The following is a 13408-nucleotide window of genomic DNA, read 5'->3' on the forward strand; positions in this document are numbered from 1 at the left end:
CGCTCAATACCACCACCATATTATGTTTCGCAATCTCCAACCGCCGGATCATATTGTATTTATCGGCTATTTCCTGTTAGTTGCCTGTTACGGCTATTACATCTACAACAAAAAGAAAAGCAGGCAGGCCAGCTCAACCGATTTTTTCCTGGCAGAAGGATCGCTCACGTGGTGGGCTATCGGGGCATCCATCATAGCCTCTAACATTTCTGCCGAGCAGTTTGTCGGGATGTCCGGCAACGGATTTCGCCTTGGTCTGGCCATTTCAGTTTATGAATGGTCGGGAGCTGTAGGATTGATCCTGGTAGCCGTATTTTTTATTCCCATTTTTCTGAAAAATGAGATTTATACCATGCCCCAGTTTCTCCAGAAACGGTATAATGAACCAGTGGGCCTGATTATGGCGGTTTTCTGGCTCTTTCTGTATGTGTTTGTCAACCTTACATCTATCCTGTTTTTGGGAACCATAGCGTTGAGTAACCTGGTTGGCGACGGCTATTTTCATATCGTGATGATTTGCCTTGCAGCGGCGGCGTTCATAATTACTATTGGCGGTATGAAAGTAATTGGTTATACCGATGTTATCCAGGTGTTTTTCCTGATTCTTGGCGGACTTGCCACTACGTATCTTGCCCTTACCCTGGTATCTGAAAAGTTTGGCATGGGCAGCAACGTTTTTGCCGGGTTCAATCAGTTGTTAAAACAGGCGCCGGAACACTTTAAAATGATTTTTGATAAACCCTCCGCAACCTCGTCTCCCGAAGAAATTAACCGGTACATAAGTCTGCCGGGACTGGCCATGATGGCTGCCGGGATGTGGGTTGCCAACCTCAATTACTGGGGCTGTAACCAGTACATCACACAACGGGCTTTAGGCGCAGATTTAAAAACAGCCCGGAACGGTATCCTCTTTTCGGCATTTTTAAAATTGTTAATGCCCCTGATTGTAGTGCTGCCCGGCATTGCCGCTTATGTTTTATACCAGCATGGCGAATTACAGCAGCAAATGCTTACCGGGGGCGAGTTCAGGGAAGATAATGCCTATGCGGCTATCCTGAATTTTTTGCCCGTTGGTCTTAAAGGATTAAGTCTTGCAGCGCTTACTGCCGCTATAGTAGCCTCGCTTGCGGGCAAGGCAAACAGTATATCCACCATTTTTACCCTGGATATTTATAAAAAGTATTTGAATAAAAATTCGGATGAAAAAAAGTTAATCTGGATAGGTCGCCTTACCATTATACTCGCAATTGTAATAGCTATTGCCGTAAACTGGAATGATGCCATAGGAATTGGCAGCAGGGGAGGCTTTGAGTTTATTCAAAAGTACACAGGTTTTGTTTCGCCGGGTATTCTGGCAGTTTTTCTATTGGGCTTTTTCTGGAAAAGAACTACTTCGGCCGCAGCCTTTACCGGTATCATCGGTTCGCTTGTTTTATCGGTAATTTTTGACCGGTTTATAGTTAACTGGCTGGGAACAGAAACCCTGTGGTATACCGCTTATCCCGATGCTAATGGAACCTGTATCATCCCGTTCATGGTAAGCATGGGTTGGGTTTTCGTATTTACCGTTGTATTGATGATTGCTATCAGCCTGTTATTTCCTGGTGGCCCAAAAGAAGGCGCTAAGATCGAGGTAGATGGTAATATGTTTCGTCTTTCGTCATCCACCTGGGTTTTAATAGCCATTATTCTGAGCATTTTAACGGCGCTTTATATCAGGTTTTGGTAAAATGGGGAAATCATTCAATTACTATTCTGGCAGCCAGATAACTAAAATTTGCCTTTTGTTATCCAAACCGGTAACTTTGACATGTGTCAGAAAAATTCCTACGAGATACTTATGTGTATGGAACCGAGTTTTGGGATTTCTATAATTCTCAAAAGAAAGAAGTTCAGGATAAGATTGATTGGGTAATTGGACTTGTAAGGACACTTAAAATTATTCCTGAGAAGTTTTTCAAACATCTGGCAGGAGCAAATGGACTTTATGAGATACGGATAAAGGTCGGTAGCAATATATTTCGCATATTTTGTTTCTTTGACAAAGGGAATTTAATAATCCTGTTGAGTGGGTTTCAAAAAAAGACCGATAAAACTCCGAAACAAGAGATTGAAAAAGCGGAACGTTTAAAACAAAGATATTATGAAGAACAAGCCAAACATAAATAATCTGGTTTCCTGGGACGAGCACTTAGATAAAAAATATGGGAAAGCAGGCACTGCTTCCCGTGAAAAGTATGAGGAAGAGTTTGAGGCGTTTAAAATCGGCATTTTAATTCAGGAAGCACGAAAACAAAAGAATCTTACGCAGGAAGAATTAGCTTTAAAAGTTGGAACAACTAAAAATTATATTTCCCGGATAGAGAATAATGCAAGTGACATCAGGCTCTCAACACTGATGCGAATTATACGGGAAGGATTAGGAGGCCATTTAAAGCTTACACTCGATTTGTAAAAAAGCATTAAGGTTATTTTCTGAATTGGTTAGCTGCATTTTCATGCCCTCTACACATTAATCTGCTTCCGGTATTCCGAAGGATTTTTATGCGTGATCAGCTTAAAGAATTTATTAAAATTAGCCAGGTTATTATAGCCGCTTTCGTAGCAGGCATCGGCAATAGAATAGTCCTTATTTTGTAAGAGCTTGCAGGCGTGCCCTATTCTGAGCTCGTTTAAAAACTGGATAAACGATTTTTGGGTATGGCTTTTAAAAAAACGGCAAAAGGCCGTGGGAGACATGTTGCCTACCGCCGAAATCTCTTCCAGGGTGATGTTTCGATGGAAATTCTGCATCAGAAACTGGTAGATCACATTAATACGCTTTGCATCCCGCTCATCCTGTAAATTTTTGTACGATACCGTTGCCAGGTATTCGTATTCCCTGGAATGTGTTAACAGGTTAATAACCCGCAAAAAAGTCAGTATTTTCTCAAAGCCCTCCATCCTGGATAGTTCAGAAAGCAGCCTGGTAACGCTTTTGTAAGCAGCGCCATAAAATTTTAAGCCCCGTGCAGCCTTCTTTATTAGTTCCTGTATGGGTTGAATAACGGAAACTTCATCAGAGAGATTTACATAAAAATCCTGGGGAAAATAAACGACGGTCGCTTTAGCCCTGAAGCTCTTTTTCTTAAGCGAAAAAACCGGGTCGTTTTGCCAGATATGCGGCAGGTAAGGGCCCATCAATACCAGGTCACCCGCCTCAAAATTAGCAATATTATCACCCACAATCCGTTTTCCATAACTTTCTTCGATCCAAACCAGCTCACAGAGGTGGTGAAAATGGAATGGACTTTCTAAAAAAAATGTATCAACTTTTTTTATCTGTATCGTATTTTTTCCGGATGAGGGTGTATCAATTAACTGGGGTCTCATGCCTATTCTGATTTGCCGGTATAACTATTGCTGGATATGATATTAATCCAATATTAACTGTAAAAAATGATAATTTGAAAATATCCGCTAAAATAACATTAATATATTGATAATATAATTGAAGGATATTCATGCTAAGCCAGATACCTTTGAATGAAAGCTATTAAAATCAGATTTCTGTTTTTTAGCAGGCATTAACATATTAACCAACATAATGAAGATTCCTGAAAACATTGCTGAAGTATTCCATATAAAGGAAGAAAAGTGGAAAGATGATGATGAATTGTTCACTATTGCCAGGAATGAGCTTTATACGGCAGTTGTAGGCGATATCATGGATAAAATAGGCCTTATGCATCAATTCTTATCCCCTGAAATAAGGCCCTTACGAAACGACATGTTTGTAGTTGGCCGGGCTATGACGGTGCTGGAAGCTGATGTTACAAGTAATGAGAGTAGTCATAACGCTGTTTTAAACAAGCCGTTTGGCCTCATGCTGGAAGCGTTAGACGATTTGAAGCAAAATGAAGTATATGTTTGTGCCGGAGCTTCGCCAACTTATGCCCTGTGGGGCGAATTAATGGCCGCCCGGGCTCAAACATTAGGTGCCGCAGGCGCCGTGGTAGACGGTTATTTAAGAGATACCAGGGGAATACTGGCTTTAAATTTTCCTTCATTTTCGTATGGAAGCTATGCCCAGGATCAGGCCCCCCGTGGAAAAGTTATTGGTTTTCGTACGCCTATACAGATGAACGGCGTGTTGATCCACCCCGGGGATATTGTTATGGGCGATATTGACGGTGTATGCGTGGTGCCGCAGCATGCGGTGACCGAGGTTTTCCGTTTGGCGATTGAGAAAGCCAGGGGCGAAAAAATGGTGCACAAAAAAATACAGGAAGGGATGAGTGCAGCAGAAGCCTTTAAAAAGTACGGCATTATGTAGCTTTCAGATAAGAGGAGAAAGGAGCTTATAATCCGGGAGCTAAGAGAGAAGTAAGAATATAGAAGTAAAAAAACAAGACAGAGAGCAGAAACTAAGCTCCCTCCCTTTGGGAGGGTTGGGGGTGGGCTTTCTGCTTGCGCTCGCTTGTAACGAGTGCATAATTATCCGGCGTTTGTAACGCCGTAAACGCTATAAGACTTTAGGCCCTTTCTGTATTAAAGAAGGGAATAACGAAAGGTAAATCAAATTATAATTAAACAATTTGTACTGTTCCAATTAAAAACGAAGCTCTAAAAATTTACGTCCATGAGATTTCTTAAGATTAGTTTTTTTATCCTGTCCATAAGCTTATCCTTATATGCTGATGCCCGGAACAGCATAGTCAATGCAGAGGCATTTAAAGCCAATATTCCCCGGCTTTCGCCCTTACCGCAGGAGGTTGCTGGTACTAAAAACGCTCAGTTAACCCTTAATGGCAAATGGCAATTTACGGTGGGCGCCGGTAATAAAACCGCGGCTATAGAAGTGCCCGGCGAATGGGAAATGCAGGGCTTTACGGTACATGAGGGTGAAACGGCGCTATATAGCCGGCCATTGAATATCCCTGCAGAATGGAATGGAAAAAGAATTAAAATTCGCTTTGATGGTGTCAGTTCGCATGCCGTAGTAAAGGTTAACGGCAAACAGGTAGCGTCGCACGAAGGCGGTTTTGTTCCATTTGAGGTAGATATAACCAGTGCGTTAAAAAGCAGTGATAATATACTGCAGGTTGAGGTACAGGCTTTAACAATCAGCGACAGGCTGGCCTGCGTTTCGCAATATGCGGCGCATACGGTTGGCGGTATTCTCCGGAAAGTGACTTTGTTCGCCCTGCCCGGTATCAACATTGCGGATATGGCTGTAACTACTACATTCGACAGCCGGTTTAAAAATGCCAGCCTGAACATTCAGTATTCAGCAGCTAACGAGGCAAATCGCTCCGGGAATGCGACCTTGAAATTCCGCCTGTCTGATAAAGAAGGAAAAATAGTAACAGAATCCGCCTCTGATATTTCCGTTAACGCGAATGCGACATCTTCAAAATCGGTTACGTTAAAAGTAAATTCCCCAAAGAAATGGGATGCCGAGCACCCGTATCTGTATACCTTAACAACCGAGTTGTATGAAAATGGCAAGCTACTACAGCGTAACACGCAACGGGTCGGGTTCAGGCAAATAGACATAAAAAATGGCCAGTTGCTGGTGAACGGGATGCCTGTAAAGCTGCGTGGGGTGAACCGGCACGATATCTACCCGTTAACCGGACGAAGCATTACGCCTGACTTGTGCAGAAAAGATGCCGAATTGTTCCGGGCAGGAAATTGCAATTATATCCGCACTTCACATTATCCACCCTCAACGGAGTTTTTAGAAGCGGCAGATGAGCTGGGGTTATTTGTAGAATCTGAGGCTGCATTGTGCTGGGTTGGTCATGGTGCTGCGCCTGTCTGGAGGAAATGGGATTATAGCGATACCCGGTTTTTACCGTTCATGGTTGCCGCGAATGTTGAGAAAATGATAGCGCAGCGAAATCATCCCTCCATTATAATCTGGTCATTAGGCAATGAATCGAGGTGGAGCCCATTGTGGAGCAAAGTAAATGAAATTGTAAAGCAGCTTGACCCGTCGCGTCCAACGTCATTTCATGACCAGGCCTGGGGTAAGGGTAACCACTACGGAAGCCAGGCCGATATCGCGGTATATCATTATCCGAACCTCAGATTCGAGGCATTTTTAGATACCATTAAGCGGCCCGTATTGTTTGGAGAGTATGCGCACGTTTCATGTTACAACAGGAGAGAGCTGGTAACAGACCCGGGCATTCGCGACGGGTATGGCGCACCACTGGCGCAAATGTATACCGCCATGTATAAATATAAATCCTGTTTGGGCGGCGCTATTTGGAGTGGAATTGATGATACCTTCCACCTGCCAGACGGGCGTATTATTGGGTACGGCCCCTGGGGTGTAATTGACGGTTGGCGCAGGCTGAAACCGGAATATTTCGGGATGAAAAAAGCCTACTCGCCGGTAGTGATTACCAATATCAGTCACCCGGTTGTTGAAAAAAATAACCTGAAACTATCTGTTGAAAACCGCTACGATTTTACCAACCTGAAAGAGCTTAAAATTTCGTGTACGGTAGATGGTAAATCTCAGACAATCCATGCTGATATTCCTCCTCACGGGCAGGGCGTTGTGAATATTCCCGTTAATGGCACCTCAAAAGAAGTGCTGATATCATTCACTGACCCACGGGGCTTCATTGCCAATGAGGAGAAAATCATACTCAAAGAAAGCCCGGTAAATGAAAACTATGATAAGGTTAACGTTTCCTATGCGGAGAATGATGCATCAATCACTGTTCAGCAGGGGAAAATTACCTACCTGATTAGTAAAACAACCGGTATGATTCTATCCGTAAAAAAAGAAAGTAAGGAAATAGTGAGGCAAGGGCCGGTTTTTGGCATTGTACCCCTGAACAAAGACGACGGCGGCAAACCGGGAGTCGCTAACCAGACGTACCAGAATGATATTTATCCTTTCAAAAATTACCCGCTATCTGTCAGGTTTACAGACAGCCTCTCGGTGCAAAAGCAGGCTGATGGCATTAAAATTTCTATGAACGTAACTTATACCAACGCGGAGGGGAAACAATCGTATCATTTTTTGAATAACGGTACGGTAACGGCTGGTTACCAGGTGCAGTATAAAGGAGTTGATTCGCTGCCCCGGCAGTATGGAATGATGATGCAGTTGCCCGTAAATTTTGATAGATTAAGCTGGAAACGAAAAGGAGATTTCAGCATGTATCCGGATAATAATATCGGGAGAAATGAAGGTGAGGCTTACCTGAATGCGGTTCACCTGCGTTCTGTTGAGAAGCCACGGGAAATGCCTGCCGGCGATTGGCGGGATGATGCCAATGATTTAGGTTCAAACGATTTCCGGTCAACTAAACGGTATATTTACCGGGCATCGTTAACAGATAAATCGGGTAACGGGATTGAAATTATTTCGGACGGTACGCAGGCGGTCAGGGCCTGGTTGCAGGATGAGCGTATGCAATTGCTGGTAGCCGATTACAACAATAATGGTTCTGAACCCTTTTACCGGCCACCGGCCAGCGATGGAAAAATCAATATAGCCCGCAAAACGGTAAGCGGCCAGGTAACATTCCGTATAAAATAAGCTCATGAAACCTGATTTGAATTTAAAGTGTCATCTTATTTATATATCCTGACGATATCAGGCTAAGCCCATTGAGTCGTTTTTGATGTGTAAGCTAATAATAACTGTCAACTGTCAACTGTCAACTGTCAATTATCAATTATCAATTATCAACTGTCAACTGTCAACTGAACTGTCAATTAAACTATGAAAATTACCGATGTCAAAGTCTGGTTAGTTGAAGGTGTAAAATACAACTGGACCTTATTGAAAATCTATACCGATACCGGGCATACCGGTGTGGGCGAAGCTACCAACTGGCCCGGAAGCCCCATTGTTTACCATGCTGCCAAGCATGTTGGCGAACGGATTATCGGCCTCGACCCGATGCGGACGGATTTTATCTGGACAAAATTATATCGCGACCTGAACTGGATAGGCCCTTTTGGCGCCAGCATGTGTGCTATCAGCGGTATTGACATGGCCCTGCTCGACCTGAAAGCAAAAATAATGCAGGTGCCTTGTTATGAGCTATTGGGCGGCGCTTTCCGCAAGGAGATTTTGCTGTACGCGAATTACTGGTTCACCGGTGGCGGACATAACGAAAGCGATTATGCCGAACAGGCGAAAAAAGTAAAGGATGCCGGATTTACCGGCCTGAAGTTCGACCCCTTTGCGCATGCCAACTACCTGTATGGCGAAGATTTGTCGTCTAATCTTACGCTAACGGCAAAACAGCAGGATTTGGCATTTAATGTAAGCAAAGCCGTGCGTGATGCGGTTGGCCCTGAATTCGATATCATGATTGAAACCCATGCCATGCTAAACTACCAGGTAGCGGTAAAAATGGCACAGCGCCTGGCCGAGCTTAACATCACCTGGTATGAGGAACCTGCCGGTCCCGAAAGCGCCGATACGTTGCGGGCCATGAGAGACCGTATTCCTTCCAATGTATCTATCTGCGTTGGCGAAAGGCATTATACCCGTTACGGTATTCGCCCGGTATTAGAAAAAAACGTTTGTGATGTGATGATGCCCGATATTACCCGCTGCGGTGGCCCTTCTGAAATGAAACGCATGGCCACCATGATGGAGGCTTACAACGTTTTATTGGCTCCCCATAATCCCAATGGGCCACTTTCCACGTTATCCAGCGCCCATGTATGTGCCTCTGTGCCCAATTTTTTCAGGCAGGAATTCATGTTCACCGATGTAGCCTGGCGGGATACGGTTATTACGCATCCTATAAAAGATATGATTAAAAACGGTCACCTGCAATTATCAGACCGGCCGGGTTTAGGAGTTGATTTAGTAGAAGAAGAAATGAAGAAACACCCCGGCATATTGAAGCCCAGGACAGGTTTTTACGTGTAACCCTGCTTATTATTACAGGGAGATGAAATACTTTTATGAAGAACGGGAACTATGGCGTTAGAAATTAATCTGAAAAACAAAACGGTACTTATTACCGGAGTTACTTCGGGTATAGGTGCGGGTATAGCAAAAATGTTTGCCCGTGCAGGTGCAGACATTGCCGGGTGCGGACGCCACAGTCGTGATAGTGACGTTGCAAAACGCTTTACCGAATCTGTAGAGGAATGTAGAGCTAAAGCCCTGTATGTACAAACCAATGTAACCAAGGCAGAGCAATTGCAGCAACTGGTAGATGAAACCATATCCCGCTTTGGGAAAATAGATATACTGGTTTCTAACGCGGGTATAAATTTTTTTGAGGGCGCAGCAGATTGTACAGAAGAAGAATGGATGAAAAATCATGATTTGAACCTGGCTGCCCATTGGCGGCTTGCAAAGCTCTGCAAACCTTACCTTCAAAAGCAGCAGGGCGTTATCATTATCATGACCTCTAACCACGCCTTTGCTACTATTCCCGGCTGTTTTCCTTATAATGTAACAAAAACGGCCTTAACGGGACTTGTACGAAGCCTTGCAATTGAATGGGGGCCTGAAATCCGGACGGTTGGCCTGGCGCCGGGATTTATTGATACGCCGGGAAATCAAACCTGGTTTAATTCATTTGCCGATGCTGCCGGAGAACGCCAGCGAACCATCGCCTTACACCCGGTTAAAAAAATCGGAACAACGGAAGAGGTGGGCGCCTGGTGCGTTTTCTTAGCCAGCGAATATGCTTCATTTGCCAGTGGCACTACCTATTTATTAGATGGCGGAAGAAGTGCGTTATTACAGGATTAAGCGTATGCCTTTAGTGCGGGTAAGAACACTGGACAACTTAAGCCTTGAATAGTGGAAAAGTTTTGAAACCTGCCGTAAAGGAAAGTAGGTTTGAGTATTTTATTTTAGCCAGAGGCTTATAAGTAGCTGAACGAAGCCGGAGCTTCGCTCAATCTGACTTTTCGGAATATTCTATTTATTCCTTATTTAACAGCCCAAGCAGCTCACTTTTTGTAAAAGATTTTGCCATACCAGCATCAGATAGAATCAGGTTATTGAACAGGTCTTTTTTACTTTCCTGCATATTCAGGATTTTCTCTTCAACGGTATCAGGACAAATCAGGCGCACCGCAACAATATTCTTTTTCTGCCCGATGCGGTAAATGCGGTCTATGGCCTGGTTTTCTACTGCCGGATTCCACCACGGGTCAACCAGGTACACATAATCAGCCTGGGTTAAATTCAAACCCGTTCCACCAGCTTTCAGGCTTATCAGGAAAACACGCTTAGTAACATCGTCCTGAAATTCCTTTACCACTTCGCTCCTGTTTTTTGTGCTTCCGGTAAGGTAACAGAATGGGATTTCCTCTTCCGTCAACGCTTTCTTTATCAGTTCAAGCATAGAAACAAATTGTGAAAATACCAGGATTTTATGCTGCGGCGATTTTGTTCTGATCTGCTCAAGAAGCGTAGCTATTTTACCGGATGCCTTTTCGTTTATTTCATCATCATGAAGCAGCAGAGGCGAATTGCAAATCTGCCTTAACCGTGTCAGCCCTTTTAAAACATGCATGGAGCTTTTAGGAATCTCTTCTTCCGTTTTGCTGCAAATAAATTCCCGGAATTCTTTTTCAAAAGCATCGTAAATGCCGCGTTGTGCGGCATCCATCGCACAATGAATAACCATCTCGGTTTTTTCCGGAAGCTCTTTTAATACCTCAGCCTTGGTTCTTCGCAGGATAAACGGCTGTATTTTTTGCTGCAATTCCAGCGCCCGTTTGCTGTCGCTGAAGGTATCAATCGGGTTAGAATAGATATCCTTAAAGTATTGTTTGCTGCCCAAAAGTCCGGGACAGGCAAACGAAAGCTGCGCATACAGGTCGAAGGTGTTATTCTCTACCGGGGTTCCCGTAATGGCTATCTTATTTCTCGATTTTAATAAACAGGCGGCCTTATACCGTTGCGAATCGGGATTTTTAATATTCTGCGATTCATCGAGAAAGACATAATTGAACGTGTAATTCTTCAAAAAACGAATGTCGGAGAGCAATGTTCCGTACGAAGTCAGTATCAGTTCATATTGACCGAACTGCTTCGTATCCAAAGAACGGCCGGTTCCATACAACGTATGCAGCTTTAACGACGGCGCAAACTTTCTCACTTCCGCCTGCCAGTTAAAAATAAGCGAAGTAGGCACAACCAGCAGGTTTGTATTATCCGCCCGCTTACCGCGTTGCGATAAAATAAAGGCAAGGATTTGAACAGATTTACCCAAACCCATATCATCGGCCAGGCAGCCGCCTAAATTAAAATCATCCAGAAAATTCAGCCAGTTGAGTCCCTGCTTCTGATAATCTCGCAATTCAGCTTTTAAATCCGGTGGTACAGGCGTATCTTCAATAGCTTCGAAATGAAGCAGCTTTTTGTTGAAAAGGGCGAGCTCGGCTTTGACCTGCCGGTCAATCTGTTCATCGTCAAACAGTGCTGTAATGACACTGAAATTGCTTTTCGCGATTTTCAGCGTATCATCCTCAATATCTCCAGAACTGAAATAAGCGGTAAACTTTTCCAGCCATTCCTGCGGCAATATCCCCAAAGTGCCATCATCCAGCGGGATATATTTGCTTTTATTACGTATCGCCCTGCTGATGGCGACCAGCCCGGCTTTTTTCTTCCCGTAACGTACATCAATATCGGCGTTGAACCAATCCGTTCCGCTCAATAAGCGGATGGTTATCTTCACCGGGTTCGGATTGAGCTTATTTCCCTTTAACGTATTGAATCCAAGAATACGGATAGCCTGGCTTTGCCACTTTTCAAACACCCGGAGAAACCAGTCCTCGTTTAAAAAATGCTTTTTATGCAGGTAGAAAAACGGAAGCACGTCTTCCATCTGCTCTTCAAAATAAGGATGCTGGTGAGTAATTTGCCTGATAAAATCAAATTCAGCCGCTTTATCCCGCTGGATAATAAAACCCGTTTTAATGCCTTTGGGATAAACCTGCCTTTTGCTGAGTATGGATATTTCATGGTTTCCGTACTTCATTACCGGGTGAAGCTCCACGTAAGGGTCAGCATCTTTCAGATAAATAAAACGTTCCGGTGGCTGGTTAAGATTATTTTCCGCCAGTTGTTCCGGGGTGGCAGGCGGCAGATAAGCGTAATTGATTTCGGCATATTCTTCCAGCTTAACCAATATGTTTTCCCTGAATTCCGGGTATTTTGACTGATGGATGAGCAGCGTATTGCTGTGCGCCTTAAAGAACTCGACGGTGCTGAGCAGCTTCAAATTTCCGGCAAGGTGAAAAGCATTATCTATCTCTAAAAAGTACTGGAATTTAATGGTTACGTCGTCCAGCGGATGCCTGTGCTGGTTCAGGTAAATAGCAGCGCTTACCTCATAAAACGGCTCTTTCAGGTCAACAGACAATTCCAGGCTGTGAATAATAGCGCCCAGTTGGATCGGGCTTAAAGCTCCCGCGACAATATTTTCTGATGACCCGGATATATGCTGGTAAAATCTGAGCTGCATTGGGTTTTTGCAGACGGCTTTTAACGCGTCTAACTCCGGCGCAGACCGCTCAGCGGTAATTTTATGCTGAAACTGGCCAATGCCGAAATAAAATTTCGATTCTGTGGGGTTTTCAGAATGCCAGACCTTTTCCGACGCGTTGATAAATTTCAGCGGATTCTTAGGCTTGCCGTTTTGTGTTAAAGCCGCTTCGTACAGCTCAATTTGCAAATGCCTGTAATACCTGTGCTGTTTAAATATTACCAGGGTTTCCTTATCGGGATTAGAAACCGTTTTGGGCAAATAACTGTCAAGAAGCAGGTTTTCCCGGAACTTTAAGGTATCGGCAGTAAGCGGTACCAGACTGGCCGAAGCCGGTTTAACAGATACGGAACCGTTGTGATACGCTAACAGAAAGTACTGTTCGATATTTTTTTCGTGCTGCAAACCGTACGGTTCCGCAAACTTCCTTAACGTATGGGCTCTCAATATCTCATCAAAAAAGATGCGTAATTCTGCACGCGTCAAAATATTATACAAGGCCTGCGATTGATGCGGACAAAGTTTATCGCTTACCGAACAACAGGAACAAGAGAGCAGCAGGCTGTTATTTTCCTGGATTACCAAGGTCGAAACGTTGTTTTGCTTTTCGCTGATAAACAAGGCGGAGTTTATTTCAATGCTTTCAGGATGAAGATTTAAAAAACCGTTCTCATGCGGGCTAAAGCTATCTGCGCTGTGTATCTGGATAAATACTTCATTCAAACCGGTAATGGTTCTATTGGGGATAGCATAGGTATAGTTTTCCGAAAGCGATGAAGTATTGCCGGCGTTCATATTTTCCAAATATCAATCAGCCGGACGACAATAGGTAATAAAAGTGGAAAAAGGTTTGCATTGCTCTTCCATTTTTAAATAAACTACTCCCTCATTTCCATTATCTTTATCCCAAAACCTTCAAT

The 13408-nt window shown here is 43.8% G+C and carries 9 protein-coding genes; 7 read left to right on the forward strand and 2 right to left on the reverse strand.

Annotated features, from left to right (window positions below; all coding sequences use genetic code 11):
- The first annotated feature begins 22 nt into the window (after nucleotides 1-22).
- The 3 genes from FW774_RS01835 to FW774_RS01845 all read left to right on the forward strand — a co-directional run bounded on the left by FW774_RS01835 (nucleotide 23) and on the right by FW774_RS01845 (nucleotide 2455).
- Nucleotides 23-1729 (forward strand): sodium:solute symporter family transporter, encoded by a 1707-nt coding sequence (locus FW774_RS01835; RefSeq protein WP_149346452.1) that lies wholly within the window; start codon nucleotides 23-25, stop codon nucleotides 1727-1729.
- A gap of 83 nt (nucleotides 1730-1812) precedes the next feature.
- The gene (locus tag FW774_RS01840) at nucleotides 1813-2169 is read left to right on the forward strand and encodes a type II toxin-antitoxin system RelE/ParE family toxin (RefSeq protein WP_149346453.1); all 357 of its coding nucleotides are present in this window, start codon (nucleotides 1813-1815) and stop codon (nucleotides 2167-2169) included.
- Entirely contained in the window at nucleotides 2144-2455 is a 312-nt protein-coding gene (locus tag FW774_RS01845) for a helix-turn-helix domain-containing protein (RefSeq protein WP_149346454.1), read from the forward strand. Before FW774_RS01840 ends, FW774_RS01845 begins: the two co-directional genes overlap by 26 nt.
- Nucleotides 2456-2505: 50 nt before the next feature.
- On the opposite strand, the gene FW774_RS01850 is transcribed toward FW774_RS01845, so the two are convergent.
- Complete coding sequence (locus FW774_RS01850) at nucleotides 2506-3372, reverse strand: AraC family transcriptional regulator (protein ID WP_149346455.1); 867 nt, start codon at nucleotides 3370-3372, stop codon at nucleotides 2506-2508.
- A gap of 214 nt (nucleotides 3373-3586) precedes the next feature.
- Here FW774_RS01850 and FW774_RS01855 point away from each other — a divergent pair, with 214 nt between their 5' ends.
- From FW774_RS01855 to FW774_RS01870, 4 genes are all read left to right on the forward strand, one after another.
- Nucleotides 3587-4315: an RraA family protein gene (locus FW774_RS01855; protein ID WP_149346456.1), complete on the forward strand. Its 729-nt coding sequence runs from the start codon at nucleotides 3587-3589 to the stop codon at nucleotides 4313-4315.
- Between the two features lie 306 nt (nucleotides 4316-4621).
- Entirely contained in the window at nucleotides 4622-7546 is a 2925-nt protein-coding gene (locus FW774_RS01860) for a glycoside hydrolase family 2 TIM barrel-domain containing protein (RefSeq protein ID WP_149346457.1), read from the forward strand.
- 186 nt (nucleotides 7547-7732) lie between these two features.
- Nucleotides 7733-8899 (forward strand): mandelate racemase/muconate lactonizing enzyme family protein, encoded by a 1167-nt coding sequence (locus tag FW774_RS01865; protein ID WP_149346458.1) that lies wholly within the window; start codon nucleotides 7733-7735, stop codon nucleotides 8897-8899.
- Nucleotides 8900-8950: 51 nt separating this feature from the next.
- A complete protein-coding gene (locus FW774_RS01870; protein WP_149346459.1) occupies nucleotides 8951-9736 on the forward strand; it encodes an SDR family NAD(P)-dependent oxidoreductase in 786 nt (261 codons plus the stop codon).
- A gap of 175 nt (nucleotides 9737-9911) precedes the next feature.
- Here FW774_RS01870 and FW774_RS01875 read toward each other — a convergent pair whose 3' ends face one another.
- Nucleotides 9912-13283: a DEAD/DEAH box helicase gene (locus tag FW774_RS01875; protein ID WP_149346460.1), complete on the reverse strand. Its 3372-nt coding sequence runs from the start codon at nucleotides 13281-13283 to the stop codon at nucleotides 9912-9914.
- Between the last annotated feature and the right edge of the window lie 125 nt (nucleotides 13284-13408).

Source organism: Pedobacter sp. BS3 (assembly GCF_008274585.1).
Taxonomy (GTDB): Bacteria; Bacteroidota; Bacteroidia; order Sphingobacteriales; family Sphingobacteriaceae; genus Hufsiella_A.

What these genes read in the sequence shown, in the direction of transcription:
- FW774_RS01860 (WP_149346457.1), top strand. Translation starts at nt 4,622, where the DNA reads ATGAGATTTCTTAAGATTAGTTTTTTTATCCTGTCCATAAGCTTATCC.
- FW774_RS01865 (WP_149346458.1), top strand. Translation starts at nt 7,733, where the DNA reads ATGAAAATTACCGATGTCAAAGTCTGGTTAGTTGAAGGTGTAAAATAC.
- FW774_RS01845 (WP_149346454.1), top strand. Translation starts at nt 2,144, where the DNA reads ATGAAGAACAAGCCAAACATAAATAATCTGGTTTCCTGGGACGAGCAC.
- FW774_RS01870 (WP_149346459.1), top strand. Translation starts at nt 8,951, where the DNA reads ATGGCGTTAGAAATTAATCTGAAAAACAAAACGGTACTTATTACCGGA.
- FW774_RS01850 (WP_149346455.1), bottom strand. Translation starts at nt 3,372, where the DNA reads ATGAGACCCCAGTTAATTGATACACCCTCATCCGGAAAAAATACGATA.
- FW774_RS01875 (WP_149346460.1), bottom strand. Translation starts at nt 13,283, where the DNA reads ATGAACGCCGGCAATACTTCATCGCTTTCGGAAAACTATACCTATGCT.
- FW774_RS01855 (WP_149346456.1), top strand. Translation starts at nt 3,587, where the DNA reads ATGAAGATTCCTGAAAACATTGCTGAAGTATTCCATATAAAGGAAGAA.
- FW774_RS01835 (WP_149346452.1), top strand. Translation starts at nt 23, where the DNA reads ATGTTTCGCAATCTCCAACCGCCGGATCATATTGTATTTATCGGCTAT.